General features: G+C 54.7%; 12 protein-coding genes. 10 read left to right on the forward strand and 2 right to left on the reverse strand.

Annotation, left to right across the window (positions count from 1 at the left end; all coding sequences use genetic code 11):
• Positions 1–8: 8 nt before the first annotated feature.
• From PXG97_RS19270 to PXG97_RS19285, 4 genes are all read left to right on the forward strand, one after another.
• The gene (locus PXG97_RS19270) at positions 9–416 is read left to right on the forward strand and encodes a nuclease A inhibitor family protein (protein WP_276499468.1); all 408 of its coding nucleotides are present in this window, start codon (positions 9–11) and stop codon (positions 414–416) included.
• 114 nt (positions 417–530) lie between these two features.
• Positions 531–1190, forward strand: a complete 660-nt coding sequence (locus PXG97_RS19275) for an NAD(P)H-binding protein (RefSeq protein WP_276499469.1) — start codon at positions 531–533, stop codon at positions 1188–1190.
• Between the two features lie 256 nt (positions 1191–1446).
• Positions 1447–2610 (forward strand): hypothetical protein, encoded by a 1164-nt coding sequence (locus PXG97_RS19280; protein WP_276499470.1) that lies wholly within the window; start codon positions 1447–1449, stop codon positions 2608–2610.
• A gap of 595 nt (positions 2611–3205) precedes the next feature.
• Positions 3206–4312: a Fic family protein gene (locus PXG97_RS19285; protein ID WP_276499471.1), complete on the forward strand. Its 1107-nt coding sequence runs from the start codon at positions 3206–3208 to the stop codon at positions 4310–4312.
• A gap of 58 nt (positions 4313–4370) precedes the next feature.
• Here the strand turns inward: PXG97_RS19285 and PXG97_RS19290 are convergent, their stop codons facing one another.
• On the reverse strand, positions 4371–5315 hold the full coding sequence (locus PXG97_RS19290) for an ArdC family protein (protein ID WP_276499472.1): 945 nt from the start codon (positions 5313–5315) through the stop codon (positions 4371–4373).
• Between the two features lie 80 nt (positions 5316–5395).
• Positions 5396–5866, reverse strand: a complete 471-nt coding sequence (locus PXG97_RS19295) for a JAB domain-containing protein (RefSeq protein WP_276499473.1) — start codon at positions 5864–5866, stop codon at positions 5396–5398.
• 1030 nt (positions 5867–6896) lie between these two features.
• Here PXG97_RS19295 and PXG97_RS19300 point away from each other — a divergent pair.
• The 6 genes from PXG97_RS19300 to PXG97_RS19325 all read left to right on the forward strand — a co-directional run bounded on the left by PXG97_RS19300 (position 6897) and on the right by PXG97_RS19325 (position 23521).
• The gene (locus PXG97_RS19300; protein ID WP_276499474.1) at positions 6897–14576 is read left to right on the forward strand and encodes a cadherin-like beta sandwich domain-containing protein; all 7680 of its coding nucleotides are present in this window, start codon (positions 6897–6899) and stop codon (positions 14574–14576) included.
• A gap of 5 nt (positions 14577–14581) precedes the next feature.
• Positions 14582–15577, forward strand: a complete 996-nt coding sequence (locus PXG97_RS19305) for a PorP/SprF family type IX secretion system membrane protein (protein WP_276499475.1) — start codon at positions 14582–14584, stop codon at positions 15575–15577.
• Positions 15578–15589: 12 nt separating this feature from the next.
• A complete protein-coding gene (locus tag PXG97_RS19310) occupies positions 15590–16813 on the forward strand; it encodes an OmpA family protein (protein ID WP_276499476.1) in 1224 nt (407 codons plus the stop codon).
• A 927-nt stretch (positions 16814–17740) separates the two neighbouring features.
• Positions 17741–18529: a GntR family transcriptional regulator gene (locus PXG97_RS19315; RefSeq protein WP_276499477.1), complete on the forward strand. Its 789-nt coding sequence runs from the start codon at positions 17741–17743 to the stop codon at positions 18527–18529.
• Positions 18530–18889: 360 nt separating this feature from the next.
• Positions 18890–20152, forward strand: a complete 1263-nt coding sequence (locus PXG97_RS19320; RefSeq protein WP_276499478.1) for an MFS transporter — start codon at positions 18890–18892, stop codon at positions 20150–20152.
• Positions 20153–20344: 192 nt separating this feature from the next.
• A complete protein-coding gene (locus PXG97_RS19325) occupies positions 20345–23521 on the forward strand; it encodes a SusC/RagA family TonB-linked outer membrane protein (RefSeq protein ID WP_276499479.1) in 3177 nt (1058 codons plus the stop codon).

Here is a 23521-nt window from a genome sequence, read left to right on the forward strand (position 1 = left end):
ATGAAAAAATGAGCAGCAACAGCGAAAACACAGACACCGTGCTGGAAGACCTTCGCCATCTTTCGGAGGGTTTGCTATACCAGAGCGAGACGGACGCGCCGCTGGAGGTTGTGCGCTTTTCCAATACCGCGCCTACGGTGGAGGAAGTGACTGCCTGGGCAGAAAAACCAGAGGAAAGTAAGGTAGAGATGATAAAGCTTGAGACCTTCTTCCGCCCAATGATCTCTGCTGCATCGGAAACGACACAAGAGCGGGAAAGCGTCTCACGTTTCCAGGCACTGCAGACCTACCTGGAGCAGCACTTAAAAGAAGTGAGGGTGTACCGGATAGGAAGGCGCCGCATCACGGCCCTAGTTATTGGCAGAGCAAGCAACGGCGAATGGGCAGGAGTGAAGACGGAGCTCGTGGAGACGTAGCACAAATGTTTAGAGTAGGCGCAAAGTTTCCGCTATGCTCCCGGGCGTTTGCCTCAGTCTGATAGGCAGACGCACGTATAAGGCGGTACAACATGAAAGAAGAAATGTAAAACTATGAAAACAGCACTCGTTATTGGCGCAACAGGTCTGGTAGGAAAGCAGCTCGTTCAGCTGCTGCTGGCAGATGAACGCTTCCAAAAAGTGATCGTGTTTGGCAGGCGGTCCTTGGGCATCGCCCATGCCAAACTGGAGGAGCATCTTATCAATTTCGATGCGGTGGAGGAGTGGCAGCACCTGGTGAAGGGAGATGTGCTCTTCTCTTCGCTCGGCACTACCCTGAAGCAGGCTGGGGGGCAGAACCAGCAGTACCGAGTGGATTACTATTACCAATACAAGTTTGCAGAAGCCGCTGCCCGAAACGGTGTGCCGACTTATGTGCTTGTTTCCTCGTCAGGAGCCAATCCCAATTCCATGATCTTCTACTCCCGCATGAAGGGCGCGTTGGAGGAGGCCGTTAAAGAGCTTGGCTTGCAGAGTACTAACATCCTGCAGCCGGGCCTGCTGCACGGCGACCGCGAAGAGAGCCGCTTTGGCGAAAAGGCTGCCTACAAGGTGCTGCATTTGCTGGACAAGGTAGGGCTGGCGGGCAAGTACAGGCCTTACGAGGACAGGGTGGTGGCGCAGGCTATGGTTCACGCTGGCACTGCCGCAAAACCCGGTATGCATACCTATACCTTGGAAAAGGTGTTTGAGCTGGCGGAAAGAAAGCATTAGCAGGAGGCGCTCTTCGCGGCTTCCGTACCTAGGTAGGAGTGTATGGCGGGTGTCTACAACGCTTTTATTTTGCTGGCTTGCATGTTCATTCTGTTAGAAGTAATTAGGGGCATCTTCTAGGGGCATTTGTTGAGGTGGTGCATCCTAATTAAGTTTAAAAGGTGTTTACCCTCAGTGTTTTATGTTGCTGAGAACTTGTGTAGGTAAATAAAATGCTAAGTTTATTAGTATTGTTGCAGCTTGACTAATTAATTTAGTGGCCAGTTTTAATACTGCAGCAGGCTTTCGTGCTGCGTTTTTACCTATGCCCACAGTAGCACCAAACAACTTCTTTAGCCACCGGCGCAGCTTTACGGAAATCAAACAGGAGCTACTACTGCCTTTCTTTGATGCCTGGTGCGATCTGCAGGTCACCAGGCTCAAAGAGCAGACCGTTCAAGGTATCTTTTATACGGACCTACACGCCGGAAGCAAGCAGAGCGCTGTTTCTGATACCAAAACGGCCTTATGTAAGAGTATCCTGACGAGACCGAAGCTGAACCAACAGGCTCATACGTTTTACTACAGCAAATACAAAGATGTGCTGGAGCAGGTTCAGCAACAGCTGCTAGGCTGTGCTTATTGCGCAGAACTGCAGCACTCGCCCAAAAGCCTTGCTACACCTGAAAACAAAACCCTGCCAGGAGAATTGGCTGGAGCAGGCCATGCCTCCCTGGTCTTTGCGGATCCGTTTGCGAGCGCCTTCGCACACGGGGTAGCCAAACAAGCCATCCTTGAATGGCGCTCGGACCTTTTTATGCTCATAAGCCCTGACCATGTAACCAAAACCATGGCAGGTAAAAAGCAGCCGGAGATACTGGCCCGGTTGTTTGCCGATCAGCTGCCACAGGTACAGCGCTTCTGCCAACTGGAGAAGGATAAGGCAAGGCGCCAGCAGTTTATCTTGGAGCAGTTTGAGAGCGTGTTACGGAGCAATGGATATACATCACTGCTTTACAAAATCAATCTGCCAAACCGTGAGCAAGCTGCGTTTTACCTGCTTTTTGCGTCGGCTGATATAAAAGTCTACAGGGGCTTTAAAGAGCACATGATGGCGTACAGCGTTTCGCGTGAGGATGGTGTTCCAGAATGGTCAGCGCACAAATTTGTGCCGGCACAGTTCTCCTTGTTTGTGGAGGAGCCAGCCTATACGATTATGAAATTGGTGAAAAGGTTAACCATAAACCAAGGGCAGTACAAGTACAAGTCGATTGGAAAGATTTATGAGCTCGATAATCCGGGGACTGCCTACTGCCTTGCTAATTACCTGACTGCCTTTGAACAGATGCAGCGAGACGGGCTAGTAGAATTCTTAAATGCCAGTACCCGGCAAACGACTAAGTGCCCTACTGACACATCCATAGTGAAATTTAAGACATAGCTTGGCTCTTGCTGGAAGCAACGGCAAAAGGGGAAAAAAGGATCCGTTTGCCTCTACCATTCCTTTTCCCAGAGCCAGGCATGGTAACTGTAAAGCTGCCAGCCCATGAGCAGGTAGAACAGGCCTAACAACAGGTAAAAATGAGGGTTCTTTAGCGGGAACAGGAGATTTTGGAAAGAAAGCTCCCGGGACACCCGCCTCGGGGGAAAGTACTCCTATCATCTTCTAAGGGGCTTTATGCAGTTGCGGTAGGAGAGCTTTGTTTCGGATCGGCTTCAACGGCAGGATGCCTTATCCGGTAGTACAGAAATAGTAGTTGCATGCGCAGGCTGGAAGTCATTCGCCCTGCCATTTAAGAGAGCTATGACTAAAGGGGTAGATAGCTTCCCTATCATGTCAACTTTTAATATAAAAACCTGGCATTATGTGCGCTATCCGCCCCAGCTATTTGTGTCATCGTCCATGACACAAATAGCTTACTTAACATTCAGCGTTGTTAGAGTAAAGTGTTTTGGGCTTGTGCGGAGATTAAGTTTGCTAATCTCCGCAATTATGCGGAGATTAGCAAACTTAATCTCCGCAATTAAAAACCAACATGAGTTTATACATATACCAGCATCCGGCGTGGCCGCAGTTTACATGGGATGAGCATTCACTCTCCAGGCTCTTAGGGGAAGTGCGTTATGTGCAAGGACGATCGGCAGGCCGTATGGAAGGGCTCGGGTTCTCCGTCAGAGAAGAGACTATGCTGCAAACCCTGACGCAGGACGTGCTCAAATCCACCGAAATTGAGGGGGAGTTGCTGGAGCCCGATCAGGTGCGGTCATCAATCGCCAGGAGACTGGGTATGGATATAGCGGGGCTCATCCCATCGGACAGGGATGTGGAAGGGGTGGTGGAGATGATGCTGGATGCCACCCAGAACTACCAGGAGCCCTTAACAAAAGAGCGCTTGTACAATTGGCAGGCCTCTCTGTTTCCAACAGGTAGAAGCGGCATGTATAAGATCATCACCGGGGCCTGGCGGGATAATGAAAAAGGGCCCATGCAGGTTATATCAGGTCCACTTGGCCGGGAGAGGGTGCACTTTGAGGCTCCTGATGCGCTCAAGCTGGAGCGTGAGATGGATAAGTTTCTGGACTGGTTCAACGGGGAGTCGGTGCTGGACCCGGTGTTGAAGGCTGGCGTAGCCCATCTCTGGTTTGTGACCCTGCATCCGTTTGATGATGGGAACGGCCGTGTGGCGCGCGCGATCACGGACATGCAGCTGGCGCGTGCTGAGAAAGGCGGACAGCGGTATTACAGTATGTCCGCCCAGATACGGCAGGAGCGAAACGCCTACTATGATATCCTGGAGAAAACGCAGAAGGGTACGCTTGATATAACTCCGTGGCTGGAGTGGTTTCTATGCTGTCTGCTCAGCGCGCTGCATGCGGCAGAGGAGAAACTGGAGACCGTGTTGGAGAAAGCCCGTTTCTGGGACCTGCATGCGGAGACACCGCTAAACCAGCGGCAGCGCCTGCTGATATTGAAGCTGCAGGACGGGTTTGTCGGGAAGCTCACTTCTTCCAAGTGGGCAAAGATCGCCAAATGCTCCCAGGATTCGGCGGGCCGTGACATACAGGATTTGATAGGCAAAGGAATTCTCCGAAAGGAAGCTGCCGGAGGAAGAAGCACGAGCTACAGTCTTATTAATGACTAACAGGCGTTTAAAAGTAACAAAGGGGTTGCCTGATTTCCAGGCAGCCCCTTTGCGACCCTTAAGCAGCCGCTTTTACATCGAGCGGTGCTTCTTGGGTCTCTTTTACCTTTAGCTCCAGTATATAGCTGGCTGCCTTGAAGGCCCTGGCGGCGGCGTAGAGGAGCACGGTCCTGTCATTTCGGAGCCGGCGCATCCAGCCCTGCAGGTAAGCCACCGAGTTGGGAAAGACCTGCTCCCGGATGCCGGTGAAGGCGCAGAGGAAGCTGGCGCCCATTTCGGCCACCAGCTCCTCCTTGCTGTAGGCCTCGTCTCCGAAGCGGCTGGCCTTTTCCTCGTCTGAAAAGCGGTTGAGGCGCGTCGGGTGGCCTGTGGCGTGGATGAGTTCGTGAAAGAGCGTGGCGTGGTAGGTCGCAGCGGAGGAGAACTGTTTCGGCTCGGGCACCTGCACCCTGTCCAGTGCTGGCGCATACCAGGCTTCGGAGCCTCCGAGCCGGATCTGGGGTGCAGGGGAGGGGAAACTATCCACCACCTGCTGACAGGCTTCAATGACCTGCTGCCCGCTGCGATTAGGCACGGCGGGCAGTTGAAAGTCCACGCCATCCACCTGGTCGATGTTGAAGACGGTCCAAAGAAAGGGAACAAACCTGCTGTCGGACCGGTTGCTGTTCTCCGCAGGCTGCTCTTCTGCGTTTTTGCTTTCCTGGCTTTCATATACCTTCCAGTAGACGATGCGGGTGCCTTTCTCACCCCTGCGGATGCTGCCGCCCTGTTCCTGGGCCTGCCTGAAGGTGAGGAAGTAGGGCGCCGTGAAACTGTTTTTCTCCGTAATGTGGTGGAGGTAAAAGGCATTGAAGCCCCCGTAGGGGCGGTTGGAGCTGTAGTTTTTCGGCAGGCCGTAGGAGCCCCAGGGCTGTTGCCAGAGGACCTTTCCTTTCTGGAGCTCGGCGATCACCTCATCTGTTACTTGCTGGGCAAGCTGGCTGAATTTCTGGTATGCGTTCATAACGTATAAGCTTTAATGGTTGAAGAACTTGTTGAAGGCGCCTCTGAGGACCGGGAAGCGCTGCCGGTAAAGATGAGGGGCTACAGGAGCCCCTCGTCTGCTAGAGAATAATAGCCCTCGCTGGTGAGGATAAGATGGTCGAGGACGGTGATGTCCAGCAGCTCGCCGCCCTGCTTGATCTTCTTGGTGAGCTGCAGGTCGGCCTGGCTGGGCTTGAGGTTGCCCGAGGGGTGGTTATGGGAGAGGATGATGCCGGAGGCGCAGGCTTTCAGGGCGGCCACGAAGACGAGCTTGGGGTCTGCCACGGTGCCGGCGACCCCGCCGGTGGAGAGCTCGTAGACGCCCAGCACCCGGTTGGCCCGGTTGAGCAGCAGTACCTTGAATTGCTCGACGAACTCTAGTTTGCTTTTGTCCCAGCTTTCCTGCAGCACCTTATAGGAGTCGGTGGAGCAGGTGACCTGCGGGCGCTCGCTGGGCTTTACCTTGTTGCGGTAGGAGAGCTTGACTTCGGCTACTCGGGTGTTGGCGGATGTTTTAACGGTCTTTTCCATAATCATTGATGTTAAAGTGTGAGAAAATTGATTATGGTGCTGCCGCTGCCTTCGGGCCGGACTAAAGGCAAGGTGGAGGCGGAGAAAATGCGGAGGGTCCACGGCCAGTGGATACCCATTTTGTCCGCACGACCTTGCTCCTGTGTCCGGCACGCAAGGCTACCTTTGCCCCAGAATGAATGACGGTTGGATTTTTTGCTTTTTGAGTGGCCTTAAGAGAGGGGCCTGAAGGAAAACCAGCGCCCCCTAGGTAGCAGCATAATGCTTTGCAGTAGCCGCTGACCAGCTTTGAAGAAAGAGGCATGAAGTGCTATTACAGCCTGCGTGGGCATCAGGAGGTTTACGGCCCTGTTACTATTGGTTTGCAGGCTCCATTCTTCTACGCCTGAGGCACTCGGAGTGTGGCTTTTAGATGGCAGGCCGCAGAAGAGGGTAAATCTGGAGGAACCCTGATCTGGTCATGGGTAAGCGGCTTCCCATGATGTTTGGCAACTGCTCGTTGCCTGGGAGCTACTAAAGTAAGCTCGATCAGTAGAATTAGCAGAAATCTACAACAACAATTCCCGTTTAACCCCCTTCTTTTATTGCATCGGGTTGTGGGCTGTAAAGCAGGGGAGGGGGTGCAAGGGACCTGTAGGTTCTTTACTAAGAAATCTATCCAGAGCAGTGCTTCTTCCCTAGAACCGGAATGTTTACATCTTCTATTTTCTTGTGTGGGTCAGGCGGATACTTGTGCTCTGTCAGCGACGCAGGTATGCATCGGGTATATCTTCATAAAAGAATATTTGAATCATATTTATGAGATACTGAATTATTCCAATAAATTAATGTTGAAGCATCTATATTTTAATAAGTGAATATTATATCCTATTTTAATTTGTAATATTGAAGGCAAATTTATGCTAGTCAGTATGTTGTACTCTATGATCGTGTTGTCAACTTCCCCTTCTGTCAAACCGGCTAGCGCTTTTAAATGGCTTACTAACTAATTATTGTACCATATTTAAAACTTCTACAATCCAACCATTTTATGAAGACCAAGAACGCTGCCTCTTTCGGTAGAGGCCGTGGCGTACCTTTACCTGTGCTGTTGAAAGCGAACAAAAAGGTATGCTTCGCCCTTGTGTGGGTCATGTTGCTGCTGTCCTTTCAGCTACAGGCACAGCAAACCTACGATTTCTCCACACCCGCCACTCTCAGCGGAAATGTAGGCCCATCCTGGCCCTGGGACACCAAAGCTGCCTTCGTGGCAGGGGGCGTGGAGTACGAACTGAACCAAAGCGGTAATGGCTCCTGGACAAACAGTACGACGGGAGGGGAGGGCAACTCTGCCAGCCTCTATTATGAAACCGCGGCAACGACAAGCGTCACCCTCAGGCGGAAAGACGGGCAGAAGTTCAGGTTTTACAATGCCTGGTTGACCTACCAGTGCTTCAGTGACCCGACTTTCTACAAACCGCCGCATTTAAGGGTGTCTTACCAAGGGGCTACTGCGGCCGAAGACATGTTCAACGATCAGAACCGAGCCAACCTGACCTTAGCAAAAGATGTGGAGGTGACGTCCGTGACGTTTTTCTTCAGCGGACTGTGGAAGCTGAACCTGGATAATATCAGAGTAGGCCCGGCGGGCCCGGTGCTTTCCAGCAACGCGAACCTGGCAGCCCTCAGCCTGGACGCCGGTACCTTATCGCCTGCCTTCGCTCCCGGCACCACGGCCTACAGCGCAACGGTGGCCAATCAGGCAAGCAGCCTGTCGGTCTTTCCTACCAAGGCGGATGCCAACGCGACTATCAAAGTCCGTATCAACAACGGCGCCTTCACGTTGGTCAGCAGTGGCACGGCATCACCTGCACTGCCGCTTAACGTGGGGGGGAATCAACTGGACGTCCAGTTGACGGCCCAGGACGGAACTGTCCGAACCTACACGGTGGCGGTGACACGGCTGGCTGCCTCCTCACTGCCCGCGCACCCACTGGCATTCAATGGGACCAACCAGTACGTCAGTGTACCGGCCAACCCGAAATTCGAGACATCCAGTACCACCGTTGAGCTGTGGGTAAAGCCTGACTGGACTGCCGGCCAGGCCAGCGGGAACCCCACGCTGCTGGGCGTTCGTTCCGCAACGGGTACCCGCTACAGCATCCACCTGAACAATGGCCTCAACATGATAGGCATGTGGAACAACAGCTCCTACCAGATGGTGCCCTATACCTTTGTGAAGGGCACCTGGTACCACGTGGCGGTTGTGATGCGACCGGGAGGCTCTGACTTTTATGTGAATGGTGCCTTCATCGGCGCTATCGGTACTACATTGAATACCGGGCTCACGGGAAGGCCGGTCCACATCGGTGTGGCGGATGCCGGGCTAGGGGAGCCCTTTAAAGGGGAGATGGACGAGATCCGGATCTGGAACACGGCCCGTGCTGCCGGTGAGATTGCGCAGCACTACTGCAACCCGGTGCCTGCCGGCAGCAGTGGGCTGGTCGCCTACTACGACATAGAGCAGGGGGTGACCGGTCCCGGCAACGCAACGGCCAAACGCCTGGCAGACAAAACAGCCAATGGCCTGCATGGTACGCTTTACAACTACTACGCTTCTAATGCAGACCTGGCAAACCTGGCCGTTTCGCCGGGACAGCTGGCTACTGTTTTCAGTCCGGCGACGCTGAGCTACAAGGTAAACCTGCCTTACCAGCAGCACTCGATCAGTATCACGCCTACCGTGGCGGACGCAAGATCCTCAGTGGTGGTAGCCGGTACGGCGACGCAGAGCGGCAATGCCCGGACTATTAATCTGAATGTCGGTCAAAATCCTGTAGACATCAAAGTGACGGCAGAGGATGGGACGGTAAAGACCTACACCCTGTTCATTTACCGGGATGCTGCCTCGGCAAATGCCGGGCTGGCTAGCCTGACCCTGAGCAGCGGCACCCTGGCCCCGGCCTTTGCCACAGGCACGACGAGCTACAGTGCGGCAGTAGCCTACACGACATCTGCCGTGGACCTCACGGCAACCCTGGCTGACGCAATGGCCAGCCTCACTGTAAACGGGGTGGCGGCAGTTAGTGGCCAGGCTGTTACTGTGTCGCTGGTGAGTGGCGCGAATGCCATCCCAATCCTGGTAACAGCGGAGAATGGTACGACAAACACCTATACCGTGACCGTGACCCGTGCCGCTCCCCCTGCACCAGCCATCACCCTACAGCCGGCAAATATTAACGTGTGTCCCGGAAGCGGTGCGGCGTTCCATGTTACAGCCAATAATGCGCTCTCTTACCAGTGGCAGGAGTACATTACCAGCTGGCGAAATATCGCCAGCAGCAGCACATATGCTGGGGTAACGACAGCTGTACTTACTATTAGCAACTCCACCGGTCTGCACAACAGAAAGTACCGCGTTGTCGTGAAAGGCGAAGGCAACCAGGAGGTAACCTCTGCCGAGGCCACGCTTTCGGCCCAGGACCTTGTGGCGCCCACCTTCACAACGCCTGCTGACGTGACAAAGCCGTTGGCGGAGACAAAGACTGTGACGATACCTAATGACAACCGCTTCATCGGGGCAAGCGGTAGCGTGTTCAATTTTCAGGATCCGCTCCCGGCGGGGGCAGTGATGACAGGGTTCTCCATTGCTTTGAAAGTGCAGGCACCCTACTTGTCGCACGTGAGTCCTAGTGTTTCCGGCACGTCGATAGGAGACTTTTACCCGAATAGGGAAACGAAAACAGTTACGTTCAACGGGGACATACCCACTTACAAGTACGGGGGCACCAACAACCTGACGCTCTATGCCTGGTGGAATGCAGTGTACTTTAAGGGGGCGACCCTTACGATCAGCTATACCCTGGGAGGCAAAGCCTGTGCGACCAGTGTCAGCGTCCCGGCTCCTGCAGCTACGGATGACTGCAGTACTGTGCGTTTAGTCAACAGCTTCAACGGCACGGCGGATGCCAGTGGTGAATACCCTGTAGGCACGACCAACGTGATCTGGACGGCAAGGGATGCCAGCGGCAACGAGAGCACCTATACCCAGCGCGTGACGGTAGTGGATAACGTGACGCCCACGATCACGGCTCCCGCTGCTGTCAGTGTGTCTACGGATCCCAGTAAAAGCACGGCTTCCGGCGTTGCGCTCGGCACACCTGTGGCCGGCGATAACTGTCAGTTAAAAGCTGTGGCCCATGATGCACCGGCCCTTTTCCCGCTGGGACAGACAACGGTGACCTGGACCGTGACCGATGAAGCCGGTAATTCGGCTACCGCCATGCAGCTGGTCACCGTGGAAGACAAGGAGGCGCCTGTGCCGGCAGTTGCCTCACTGCCAAAGCTGACAGGAGCCTGCGCTGTAACTGCAACGGCTCCAGCGGCTAAAGACAATGTGTCCGGCGTAATCACCGCTACGACAACTGATCCAGTTAGCTATAGAACGCAGGGTACTTATAGGATTACCTGGACCTATACCGATGCAGCCGGCAATTTTGCCACGCAGACGCAGGAGGTGGAGGTAAAGGATGAAACCGCTCCTGTTTTCACGCCCGTGAGTGCCATTGCAAAGGATACGGATCCGAATACATGTGGTGCGGTGGTGACTTTCCCTTTGCCGACAGTGACTGATAACTGCTCGGCGTCTGTTACCATTACACAGACGGCGGGCCTTGCCCCGGGAGAACTTTACCCGGTTGGCAAAACGACCAATACCTTTGTGGCCACCGACGCTGCCGGTAACACCTCCACAATCAGTTTTGATGTGACCGTGACAGATACGCAGAAGCCATCGGTGGTCACCCGAAATATCACCGTGCAGCTGAATGGGGCTGGTCAGGCGACCATCACGGCAGCGGAGCTGAACGGGGGCATTGCCGATAACTGTGGCATCCGCTCCATTGTGCTTGACAAGACTACGTTTGACTGCACGACGATCGGTGATAATGTAGTCAACCTGACCATCACCGATGTGCATGGCAATGTATCTAATGGGTTTGCCTATGTAACGGTAGAGGATAAGACGGTTCCGGTTGCCAGAGCAAGGAACCTGACCGTGCAGCTAAACGCGGAGGGCAAAGCCACGATCACACCGGCCATGGTAGATGACAACTCCTCTGATACGTGCGGAGAGATACGCCTGGCGCTGGATAAGACCACTTTCGATTGCGGCAACACAGGTCGTAACGAGGTGGTGCTGACGGTAAAGGACGGGAGCGGCAACGTAGCGACTGCTACGGCCATAGTGACAGTAGAGGATAAGCTGGCCCCGGTGGCGCTGACGCGCAACCTGACCGTGGCCCTTGATGAAACAGGCAAGGCCGCCATTACTACCGATCAGCTCAACAACGGCTCCACGGACAACTGCGGCATTGCCCGTATTGCGCTGGACAAGGAAGGCTTTGACTGCAGTGACCTGGGTGACAACACCGTTACCCTGACCGTGACGGATGTACACGGCAACGAGGCTGCGGCCACGGCTGTGGTGAAGGTGGTGGACACGACTGCCCCGGTAGCCCGTGCAAAGGATGTAACGCTCTACTTGGGTGCGGACGGCACTGTGTCGCTGACGCCGGAGCAGGTAAATGATAACTCTTCTGACAACTGCGCCGTCGCCTCGCTTCGCCTGGACCAGACATTGTTTGACTGCTCCCAGGTAGGCCAGAACACGGTAACGCTTACTGTGACGGATGCCAGTGGCAACAGCGCCAGGGCCACAGCGACTGTAACCATTCGCAGCAACACGGCGCCGGTAGCCAGAGCGCGTAACATCACCGTCGCGCTGGGCGCTGATGGCAAGGCGGTCATTTCGGCAGCTGATGTGAGCGACGGAAGCGCCGGTGCCTGCGGCATTAAGTCCCTGTTGCTTGACAAGACGGATTTTGACTGCTCGAACATTGGCGAAAACATGGTGACGCTTACCGTGACGGACGTGAACGGCAACCAGTCGGCAGCCACGGCAGTTGTGACGGTGGAAGACAAGGCCGCGCCTGTCGTACGAACCAGAAACATGACGGTCCGGCTGGATGCCCAGGGCAAGGCGGAGATTGTGGCGGCCGACATCAACAACGGCTCCAGCGATAACTGCGGCATTGCCTCCATGACCCTTTCCAGCACTGCCTTCGACTGCAGCCAGATAGGCCTGAATGAAGTGGTGCTGACCGTGACAGACGTACACGGCAACGCCGCCTCAGCAACGGCGCAGGTAACGGTAGAAGACAAAGTGGCGCCAACGGCTGTGACCAAGAACATCACGGTCTACCTGAATGCCTCCGGCAGTGTTACGATCGACGCAGCTGATATAAACAACAGTAGCCAGGAGGCATGCGGTGAGGTTAGCCTGAGCCTGGACAAAACATCGTTTGACTGCACCAATATAGGGGAGAACGCGGTAACCCTAACTGTGAGGGATGCCAGCGGCAACGAGTCTGCCGCGACGGCCACGGTGACCGTGCTGGATAACCTGGCGCCGGAGGTGCGCACCCGTGCTGTCTCTGTACAGCTCGACGCCGAGGGCAAGGCGACGGTCACAGCCGCGCAGGTCAATGCAAACTCCACGGACAACTGCGGCATTGAATCAATCATCCTGGATAAAACCTCTTTCGACTGCAGCCAGACGGGGGCCAACACGGTAACCCTGACTGTCACCGACAAGTACGGTAATTCGGCTTCAGCCACTGCCTCTGTCACGGTGCTGGAGGCCATCGCGCCTGTGATACTGACGCGCAACCTGACCGTTGCCCTGGATGAAGCAGGCAACGCCAGCATCACTGCCGGGCAGATCGACAACGGCTCGTACGACAACTGCGGCCTGGCCACGGTGGAGCTGTCCAAAACGGTCTTTGGCTGCGAAGACCTCGGCGAAAACACTGTGACCTTGACAGTAACCGACAAGAGCGGCAACCAGGCTGCGGCAACGGCCATTGTGACGGTGGAAGACAAAGCAGCCCCGATAGTAGTGACCCGTAACCTGGTCGTGCAACTGAACGCCAACGGCGTAGCCGGTATTACGGCGGCTCAGCTCAACGACGGCTCCACGGATAACTGCGGCATAGAGACGCTTAGTCTGGACAAGGCTAGCTTCAGCTGCGAGGACCTGGGCGAAAATACCGTCACGCTGACCGCAACAGATAAGAGCGGCAACCAGGCTGCGGCAACGGCCATCGTGACGGTGGAAGACAAGGCCGCGCCGGTGGTGGTCACGCAAAACCTGACAATCCAACTGGATGCGGCCGGTGCGGCAACCATTGCGGCAGCTGACATCAACAAGGGTTCGGGCGACAACTGCGGCATTGCATCGATGACGCTGTCCAGGACTTTGTTTGACTGCAGCAACGTAGGCGAAAACGAGGTGACGCTGACGCTAACAGACGGAAGCGGCAACCTAGCGACGGGCACTGCGATTGTGACGGTCGCAGATAAGCTGTTACCGGTTGCGGTGGTGAAGGATGTTACCGTGCAGCTGGATGCCGCGGGCAGTGCCGTCATCACGGCTGCTGATCTGGACAACGGCTCTTCTGACAACTGCAGCATCGCGAGCATGTCGCTTGACAGGAGCGCTTTCAACTGCGAGGACTTGGGCGAAAACACCATCATGCTGACCGTGATGGACGCCAGCGGCAACAAGGCTACAGCCGTGGCCACGGTGATTGTAGAAGACAAAGTGGCGCCAATGATCTCGGCGCCTGGGGCTGTAGTGGTCAATGTGGATGCCGGTAAAACAACCGCTTCTAACGTGGATCTGGGTGAACCGATCACCTCTGATAACTGCGCAGTAGCCACTGTTACAAACGACGCGCCTGCCGTATTCCCGACAGGTACCACCACCGTGACATGGACTGTAACGGATGCTTCGGGCAACACGGCCACCGCTACCCAGAGGGTAACGGTAAGACGCGATATCGTGTCGGTGACGAACCCGTCCCAGATCAACGTGCCGATCCGCACGGCCTATGCCAGCGTGCCGCTTCCGGGTACCGTAACGGTAACCTACTCTGACGGAGCCACGGAGGCGATTGGCGTGGTGTGGGTGCAGGGAGCCTACAACGGGCTGGTGGCCGGGACCTACCCTCTCACAGGCCGGCTTACGCTTGCCGCCGGTACGACCAACCTGCGAGGTATTGTCGCTGAAGTAGCCGTAGAGGTGGAGCCTAACATCGCTCCATCCAATCTGACATTCAGTGCCACCACTTTCAAGCCGGAAGCCACGGCAGACGAGGTGATCGGTACCCTGACCACCTCGGACCCGGATGACACAGAGTTTGCCTATACCCTGGTAAGAGGCGAGGGCGACACGCACAACCATCTGTTCGAGACTCGTGGGGACAAGGTATACCTAAAGTCCAACAACGGCCTTTCGGGCATGGTAAGCTTTACGATCCGCGTGCGCAGCACTGATCCGTACCTGAACAGCATTGAACGCACGTTCCCGCTGACCAAGCAGGCCTACGACCGCACGGTGGACCAGCTTAAGATCGTCAACGCCTTCTCCCCGAACGGTGACGGCATCAACGACAACTGGACCATCCCGGAGCTCAGGTTCTACAATGAGGTCTACATCCAGGTGTTCGACCGTTCCGGCGTGCGCGTGTTCGAAACCAGAGATCCGGAAACAGGTTGGAACGGCCGCAGTACCGGCGGTCAGTTGCTCAAGGGCCCTTTCCTGTACATTATTGAGGTAAAGGACATCAATTGGGTGAAGAGAGGTGTCGTGACAATCCTTAGCAAGTAATCAAGATGAAAAAGTTAATCCTATCCTTATTGTTAGCTGCTTCTGTTCTGGGTGTGAAAGCCCAGAACAGAAAGCACATTGCCAACTTTCAGCTGTTTCAGCAATACTACAACCCGTCCCTGACGGGCTACGAGGGCTCTATGCTCAAAGGATTCCACCGAAATCAGTGGTCGGGGTTTGAGGGCGCCCCCAGAGCCTACTTGGCCTCGGCCGAACTGGACCTGGCAGACCTGTCCGCCTGGCAAAAAAACGATGTGCTGCGCACCAGGCAGCACGATTTCTTCGACCGCCAGGCCGGCGCCCGCCATGCTTTCGGCCTGACCGTGCTGCAGGACGGGTTCGGCCCTTTCTCGGAAAGTCAGGTGCACCTGGGGTATGCCTCCCGCGTGCGGCTATCGGAGAAGCTTAGCCTGCGTTGGGGTGGAGCGCTTGCCTATAGTGCCCAGCGCCTCGACGGTACGAAACTGACGGTGGACAACGAGAGTGACCCGGAGTTCCAGGGGGTGCTGGGCCAGCGCCTGCGACAGGGCAAGCTGGACCTGAACCTGGGCCTGACACTGACGGCTGACAAGTTCTACCTCGGGTATGCCATGCAGGACGTGACCCAAAGTGGCATCGTGTCGGGTGGGGATGCCTTCCTGCAGGATCTCTACACCCGCAAGCACCTGGTGCAGGCGGGCTACCGCACCGCCATTACCGAAGAGATTGGGCTGGTGACCAACGCCATGTGGCAGTATGACGACCAGCTAAAAGAGAGCGCCGAACTGCAGCTAAAGGCTGTGTACCAGAACATGCTCTGGCTCGGAGGCAGCTACCGCCAGGAGCTGGCCTGGAGCGCCACGGCCGGCGTACGCTTTGCCCAGTTCAGGGTAGGGTACGCCTATGAGATTCCGGTGCAGGATGCCCGCCATGTGAGCAGGAGCACCAGCGAAATTTCCCTCACCTATAACCTGATCCCGGTAAAATACCCGAAGTACGGAAAGCAAGTGACCATCTGGTAAAACGAAGAGAAAATGAAGAAAATCGTATGCACAATCGTGTTGATGCTGGGGGGGCTGAACCTGGCCCAGGCTCAGACAAAGCTTGTGGAGAGTAATGATGAGATGGCCGGTGTTGCCCTGGTGGGGGAGGACATGCTGCTTGTCACCAAGAAAGAAGCAGGGGGGCAATACCTCTACACTGCCCGCCGGGGAGAACCGGAAGCGGCGGAGCGGGCTCCAGCCTTGAACGCCGGCCAGATCAACACCGTAATTGGCGGGAACCTGGGGGTAGGCGAGGTGTTTGTCTACCATAAATCAGGAAGGAAGGCCGCAAAAATCAGTATCTACAAGTGGACGAACGGGGAGTTCGTGAAAGGAGAGGAGCTGCCCGTGCCCCGTATGCGCAACCACTCCTACAACCTGGGCCTTTTCCTGACCGAAGACCAGCGGCGGCTGTTCATTGCCGCTGAGCTGGCAGGCACCGAGGGCTATGACGACCTGTACCTGAGCGAGTGGAACGGCAAGAGCTGGTCCAAGCCGCGCAACCTAGGCAAGCAGGTCAACTCCAGGGGAGCGGAGTTTGCTCCGTTTGTGAGCAACGACTCCCTGTACTTCTCTCGTGAGCAGGGGGAGACCGCCTACATTTACAGAGCACCCCTGCAGAATGGGCAGCCGGGGGAGGCTGTGCGCCTGCAGGGGGTAGTGAACGAGCAGGAGGCTTATAACGCCTACTTCTGGAAGAGTGGCGACCGCACCGTCTGGGTGAGCGGTACGGCCAAGCAACAGCCCCGCTACATCGCCTACATACTCGGGGAGCTGCCTGCAGCGGCTGTCCCAGCCCCACTTGCTGAGGCTGTTTCAGCCCCGCTTGCAAAGGAAGAGGTGCCGGTGCAGGTGGAGCCGAAGAAAGTTGGCACTGCTGCCCGTGCCGTAAAGTCTCCTGTCCGCGCTGCCGCTCCATCGCTGGTGCTTTACAATGAGTTCAACCGGGTGCACCTGAGTCTGGAAGCGCTGGCTGGCCTCTCGCGCTTCCTGCGCCAGCAGCCGTCCGGTGCGTCTTTTATCATAAAAGGCTACTCAGACGGATATGGCGAGCCTGCAGCCAAGCAGCGGGTAAGCGAGCAGCGGGCCCGGAGCGTGAAAGCCTATATCCAGCGCTATTTCGCAGCGAAAGGTTTTCAGGTAGAAGTAGAGTACGAGGTGCTGCCGGAGAAAGGCAAGGTGCACCGTAAAACCGAGCTCTACCTGGTGCAGTAAGTCAGGTTAAGCAGGAACAAAAACCGACAGGCCACGCACACAGCGTGGCCTGTTTTTTTAGCTTGGCGGGAGTGGGCCCTTTGCACACCGCTTGTCCGGCTGTGTTTCAGGAAACTGTAGGCCATGCTTTCAGCCAGCACCTCCGGCGAGGAGGAACCGGCTAGCACAGATGCCGCCGTCGTTGCCCTACAGCGACTGGCGTAAATTATTAAATTATAAGGTGTGTATTGTCTCAGAGCCGCCCTGGATTTCTGCAGCTCCATGACGATGACGCCTTGAAGCGTGGCCTTCCAATTCCGCTCAGGCTGAAAAATTTTTCAACAGTACAGTGCCGTCTTTCTGGGGCAGTACCACCCCTTAGCCGGGAGCCTTGTAGGAGTGTCCCCCTAGTAAAAGCCGGCCAGCATCGGTTCTGAAGTAGTCAGTTTTACATTTCTCCAGCTACCGAAAGAGCCTTCTGACTGTATCCTGGCTGCTCCAGGCCAGCACCTCGCCCGTCTCCGGTGCGTAGGCATAGAAAAGCCTCCTTTAGCATCTTCTCCGTTCTTTAACAAACGTCCACACCTCGTCTATTTGCACTGAGATGTAGGCTTTGCTGGCGTGAATAGGCTTCCGCCTGTTAGATGAGACATCGTAGCTCAGTCTGCCGGTGTACGCTCGTCACCTCTTCAAAGTCGCGGATGCCGGAATTTTTCACCAGAATGCCAAAGACCAACTGTTTTGCCTGGAGGCGGCAGTCAACCTTTTCAGAGGCATACTGAAACTGCATGCCACAGGCACAGCACAGGAAGTTCTTCTGCTTGTTAAGGTTTTTTCTTGACGCGTATATTTCAGTTTGAGAACATTTCTTGTCAAAAGCTAAATTTGTGATTCGCTAATTCTGTTTTTTCTTATATATTGAACTTTATTTTGCAAAAAAGTCTGTAAATGAAGCCGAAGTTCATCACGATAAGCGAGTCGATCATTGAGAAAATCAAGGCGGGCGAGCTGCAGCCAGGAGACAAGATTCCATCTGAGAATGAGCTCATCAAGCAGTTTAAAGTAAGCAACACGACTGCAAGAAAAAGTTTGCTTGAGATCGAGTCCAAGGGCTGGGCACAACGCATCAAGGGGAAAGGCACCTTTGTTTTAAACCGGACGGAGGATCACCACTTGCTGCGTACACTGGGCTCCATTGATGCTACCCGGCGTGGCTTCAACGAGGGCCTGCGGGCAGAAGGCTTCAATCCTAAGAACATTGTGTTGGAGAAGTCCATTCTACAGCACGGCATCTCTTCCGAAATCAGTGGGAGGCACTTTATCATGGATGGCCCAGTGCTGAAGATCCATCTGCTGCGTTATGCCGACGAGGTGATCATCAAGGACGAGATCCGCTACATTTCCCTGAGGCTGTGTCCTAAAATCAACATGATGTCTACAGACATTTCTTATTTTAAGGTATATGAGGATAAGTATCACCACAAGATCACAGACATCAAGCAAACATTAAGCGCAGCCATCATGGCGCCGGAGGCTGAGGAGAATAATTTTGAGGTGGCAGAGCAGATTCCTGTCTTTGTGCTGGACAGTGTGATCCTTTGCCAGCCTGAGCAGGTGCTTGAAATCGAGAAGTCCTACTACCGGGGAGACAAGTACAAGTTTGCGATCGTGGCTAATCCGGAATACAACGACACAGCAGAGCGCTCAACCTCGGTGGAGCAGGGGCACATTACCTGAAATAACTTCATTGCCGGTGTTCCTGTCGGTAAGTTCTATTCTATTCTTTTGCCCCTATTTTTATGGGGCGGGTCCTCTGCTAAACAACACTTCCTTTGCATCCTTCTCTCTAGCATCTTAACGGTAACCGCTCACTTAACAAGGCATTTGATATGAGCCCTTAGTGCGTTAAGATTGATACACATAGCTTAAACGGAAAAAATAACCAACTTAGTTTTTCTAGCCATTATAGCCTGTGATGGGCTTTTTTGGCTTTTGGTCTAAACAATATATAAAAATATTGAAGTACAGTCTTGCCTTTTGGTTTTTCTTTTAGTAGGTTTAGTGAGTGATTACTTATACAACATAGTGCGTTAAGTTATGCAGTCTCCTATTCGCTGGTTTATTCTCATACTGGTCTTTGTGGCCACCGGTCTGAATTTTTTGGACCGGCAGGTGCTGTCGATGATGATCATTAAGATCCAGCAGGAGTTTAACATCAGCGATGTGGAGTATGGTATGGTGAACACCAGTTTCCTCATAAGCTATGCGATCATGTTCACGGTCGGCGGGAGGCTGATCGATAAGTTTGGCGGGAAGCTGGGGATGGCGCTGTCGGTTGGCGTGTGGTCTGTGGCCACTAGCCTGCACGGTGTGATGACCGGCTTTGGTCAGCTGCTGGCCTTCAGGTTTTTACTGGGCGTGGGCGAAGGGGCCTGTTTCCCGGGTGCTGCCAAAACCGTGTATGAATGGTTCGGGAAAAAGGAACGCGGCATGGCCAATGGCATTGCTATCGGTGGGTCGGCGATCGGTGCCGTACTGGCGCCTCCCTTAACCATGCTGATCGCCTCCAACTATGGCTGGCGTTGGGGATTTATTCTCCCCGGCATCATCGGCATTGTTTGGGTGCTGGTCTGGGTGCTTATCCCCTGGCGCAAGCTGGGCAGGGCCCAGGCGGTGGAGGAACTGCCACATGAAAAGCCCGTATCCGTGCCTTTCATGGCGTTGCTTAAAAATAAGGAGGCGTTCGCCTTTATCCTCATCCGCTTTCTGTTAGACCCGGTTTTTTACTTTCTGATGTTCTGGGTGCCCAAGTACCTCAATGAGGAGCGGGGGCTGTCCTTTGAGCGGATCGGTGAGCTTTTCTGGATCCCGTTCCTGGCGCTGGGCGTCTCAAATATCGCAGGGGGGTGGTTTTCTGATAAACTCATGGCCCGAAATCTCTCAGTTAATAAATCACGGAAGATTGTGATGGGCGTTGCTGCCATAATCACCCTGGTGGCCCCTATGATCGCCTGGGTGAGCTCAGTGAATGTAGCCATCCTGCTGATGGCCATCCTGATGCTGGCCCATGGCTTCTGGATCACCAACTACATCACCGCCATCTCCGATGTGTTCGGCAAGTATGCCACCTCTACAGTGGTGGGCCTCTCGGGTACGGCCGGGGCGGTGGCTGGCATGCTGATAAACCCGCTGATGGGCCTTGTTATCCAAAACTATTCCTATACCCCACTTTGGGTTGTGGCAGGTGTCATGTATCCGCTGGCATTCCTGCTGCTGTTGATTTTAATTCCCAAGATCAGGCCTGTTGCGTTTGGGACGGTAACACAGAAGGATACAGTACTGAAGCAGGTAAGGAGCTGAGTAAAAATTAAAAATTTTTTTAAATTAAAGTTAGTGCGTTAGGATTTTGGCTGCAAGCGTTTGCTTGTCTGAGAAGGGAGTATGGTGTCATGGAAGGGGATACGGGAAGAGTGCGTTTTCGCATTTGTCTGTTGGGGATAAAAATTTTCTGTGGCATACAGACGAAGGATCAACTACATAAAAACTATTCCTATGATACATTTTTTACACAAGCTTTTATCTCTCAGGATGATGGGGCTTCTGCTGGGCCTGCTGCTTGGTGCGGGAAGCCTGCTCGCTGCACAGGCGCAGAGCCGCATTCCCATCAGCGGCAAAGTAAGTGGTGCGGAGGATAAGCTTCCGCTGATTGGTGCCTCCGTGGTGGAGAAGGGGACCAGTAATGGTACGGTCACGGACAACGAAGGCAGGTTTACCCTAAACGTTTCCGAGAAGGCGACCCTTTTGGTGACGTACCTGGGATTCCGGGCAGGGGAGGTCCCTGTAAGCAACCAGGATAACTTAAGCATTGAGCTGGCAAAGGATGACCAGAAACTCAGGGAGGTGGTGGTCATTGGGTATGGCACCTCTACGCGGGGAGACATCCCAAGCGCGGTTGGCCAGGTAAAGATGGCTGATTTTGAGAAAGCGCCTGTCAAATCCTTTGATGAGGCACTGGCCGGACGTGTGGCCGGTGTCACTGTTTCAGGGAATGACGGCCAGCCAGGCGCCAACACCAACATTGTTATAAGGGGAATCGGCTCCATTACAGGCAGCACGGCACCGCTTTATGTGATTGACGGGTTTCCAATGGAGGAGTCTTACGCCAACACCTTAAACCCCAGTGATATTGAGTCCATTGATATTTTGAAGGATGCCTCTGCCACCGCCATTTATGGTGCCCGGGGCGCAAACGGCGTGGTGATGATCACGACCAAGCGCGGGCAGGCCGGGGCTCCTGTTATCACCTATAACGGCTACTATGGTTTCTCAGAGAACCCCAGGCCGCTCAAGCTGATGGATGCCTATGAGTTTGTGAAGTACCAGAGCGAGCTGAACCCCGAATTTGCCAATAAGGTGTACTTTGCAGATGGCAAGACGCTCGAGAGCTACCGCAACGCGGAAAGCATCGACCTGCAGGATGAGATTTACCAAAGCTCCCCTGTCCAGAACCACGAGCTTTCGGTGCGAGGCGGGTCTGAGAACACCCGTTACTCCATTTCCGGTAATGTGCTGGACCTGGATGGCATCATCATCAACTCCGGCTTTAGGCGCTATCAGGGTAGGGTGACGCTGGATCAAGACATCAAAAAGAAGCTGAAGGTGGGGGCAGACCTGACCTACAGCAGCGAGAAGACGCATGGTACGATTGTCACCCAGTCCAATGACAATACCTATACCTACGCCAACCTCAGCCTGCTCTACTCTGTGTGGGGCTTCCGTCCGGTTGCCGGTGCGAACGAGAACCTGCTGGATGAGCTCTTCGATCCCTCTATTCCCACCACTGATTTCAGGGTGAACCCTATTCTCTCGGCCAAGAATGAGCTCAGGGAGACAAAGCTCAACAATTTCAGGGCCAATGCCTATGCCGAATACGCCTTCCTTCCGGAGCTGACCCTGCGGGTAGCCGGTGGCGTGACGAACGTGACGGTGGAGCGGACCGGCTTCTTTAACTCCCTGACAACGGCAGGCAACGAGAGAAGGGATCAGAAGCAAAACGGGTTTGTTTATTACCGGCCGGTATCCAACTGGAACAACACCAATACCTTAACTTACAAGAAGACCTTCAACGGGGTGCATAACCTGGACGTGGTGGCAGGCACCGTTATTCAAAAGCAAGAGGACGGGGACTATGGGTTCTCCGCCATCCAGGTACTCAATGAGGGGACCGGGGTGGACGGGCTGGATGAAGCCGCATCGAACTTCGGTGTCTCCGGCAGCTCCCGTTGGTCCATGGCCTCCCTGCTGGGTCGCGTAAACTACAACTATAAATCAAAGTACCTGCTCACCGGCTCGCTGCGCTATGACGGCTCTTCTAAGTTCGCTCCCGGTAACCGCTGGGGCGTCTTCCCCTCCGGTGCCTTCGCCTGGAGAATGTCCGAAGAAGCCTTCCTCAAGGAGCTTGATTTTATTCACGATGCCAAACTGCGTGTAAGCCACGGCGCTACCGGCAACAACCGCATCTCAGACTTTGCCTACCTGTCCACGTTGGCTATTCCCAGGTTCGGGGGGTATTCGTTTGATAACGCGGCACCGACAAGGGGGGCCTTGCTGGAAAATTTCGGCAACCCGAACCTGCGGTGGGAAACCACGATCCAGTCAAATGTCGGTTATGACCTTTCCCTGTTCAGGGGGCGGGTGGACCTGACGGTGGATGTGTACCGCAAGACAACAGAGGATGTATTGCTGAACGCCAACCTGCCTTATAGCTCAGGCCTTACCTCAATCTACAATACGGCTACCGCTTACAAGAACATCGGCAGAATCCGGAACGAGGGACTGGAGCTGTCTTTCAATACCATCAATGTGCAGGGCCAGGACTTTGAGTGGAGCACGAACTTCAACATCAGCTTTAACAAGAACAAGGTGATGGAATTGAACGAGGGCCAGACCGCCTTGCTGCAGAACGTGAACTTCGACACCGATTTCCGGAACACCACGCCTTACATTGCCCAGGTGGGGCAGCCGATCGGGCAGATGTACGGGCTGATCTGGGATGGCGTGTACCAGTACGAAGACTTTGACCTGGTGCTCGGAAACTACGTGCTGAAGGACAATGTGCCCACGAACGGGCAGCCCAGGGCAAACATCCAGCCCGGGGATATCAAGTATCAGGACATCAACGGTGACCTGGTGGTAAATGAGATGGACTTCACGGTGATCGGCAGAGGGATTCCGATCCATACGGGTGGCATGTCCAACAACTTTGCCTACAAGGGCTTTGACCTGAACGTGTTCTTCCAGTGGTCTTACGGCAATGACCTGATCAATGCCAACAGGCTCTTCTTTGAAGGCAATGCCAAACGGGTGGTTTCCCTGAACCAGTATGCCGACTATGCCGACCGCTGGAGCCCGGAGAACCCGAGCAACACGCACTTCAGGACAGCCGGTAAGCGGGATACCTACTATTCAAGCCGGGAGGTGGAGGATGGCTCTTTCCTCAGGCTGAAGACGGTATCGCTGGGCTATACCTTCAATGAAGCCCTGGTCAACAGGCTCAGGCTGAATTCCCTACGGGTGTATGCGGCTGCGCAGAACCTCCATACCTGGACAAACTACTCCGGCTCCAACCCGGATGTGTCTACCAGGCACTCGGCCCTGACCCCGGGATTTGACTTTGCGTCCTACCCGCTTGCCAGAACGATCACCTTTGGACTTACCACCTCTTTTTAA

It is taken from the genome of Pontibacter litorisediminis (assembly GCF_029360645.1).
GTDB classification, from domain to species: domain Bacteria; phylum Bacteroidota; class Bacteroidia; order Cytophagales; family Hymenobacteraceae; genus Pontibacter; species Pontibacter litorisediminis.

Bases quoted from the DNA above. Each gene is read 5' to 3' on its own strand.
- PXG97_RS19270 (WP_276499468.1), top strand. From the start codon at position 9: ATGAGCAGCAACAGCGAAAACACAGACACCGTGCTGGAAGACCTTCGC.
- PXG97_RS19275 (WP_276499469.1), top strand. From the start codon at position 531: ATGAAAACAGCACTCGTTATTGGCGCAACAGGTCTGGTAGGAAAGCAG.
- PXG97_RS19285 (WP_276499471.1), top strand. From the start codon at position 3,206: ATGAGTTTATACATATACCAGCATCCGGCGTGGCCGCAGTTTACATGG.
- PXG97_RS19290 (WP_276499472.1), bottom strand. From the start codon at position 5,315: ATGAACGCATACCAGAAATTCAGCCAGCTTGCCCAGCAAGTAACAGAT.
- PXG97_RS19295 (WP_276499473.1), bottom strand. From the start codon at position 5,866: ATGGAAAAGACCGTTAAAACATCCGCCAACACCCGAGTAGCCGAAGTC.
- PXG97_RS19300 (WP_276499474.1), top strand. From the start codon at position 6,897: ATGAAGACCAAGAACGCTGCCTCTTTCGGTAGAGGCCGTGGCGTACCT.
- PXG97_RS19305 (WP_276499475.1), top strand. From the start codon at position 14,582: ATGAAAAAGTTAATCCTATCCTTATTGTTAGCTGCTTCTGTTCTGGGT.
- PXG97_RS19310 (WP_276499476.1), top strand. From the start codon at position 15,590: ATGAAGAAAATCGTATGCACAATCGTGTTGATGCTGGGGGGGCTGAAC.
- PXG97_RS19315 (WP_276499477.1), top strand. From the start codon at position 17,741: ATGAAGCCGAAGTTCATCACGATAAGCGAGTCGATCATTGAGAAAATC.
- PXG97_RS19320 (WP_276499478.1), top strand. From the start codon at position 18,890: ATGCAGTCTCCTATTCGCTGGTTTATTCTCATACTGGTCTTTGTGGCC.
- PXG97_RS19325 (WP_276499479.1), top strand. From the start codon at position 20,345: ATGATACATTTTTTACACAAGCTTTTATCTCTCAGGATGATGGGGCTT.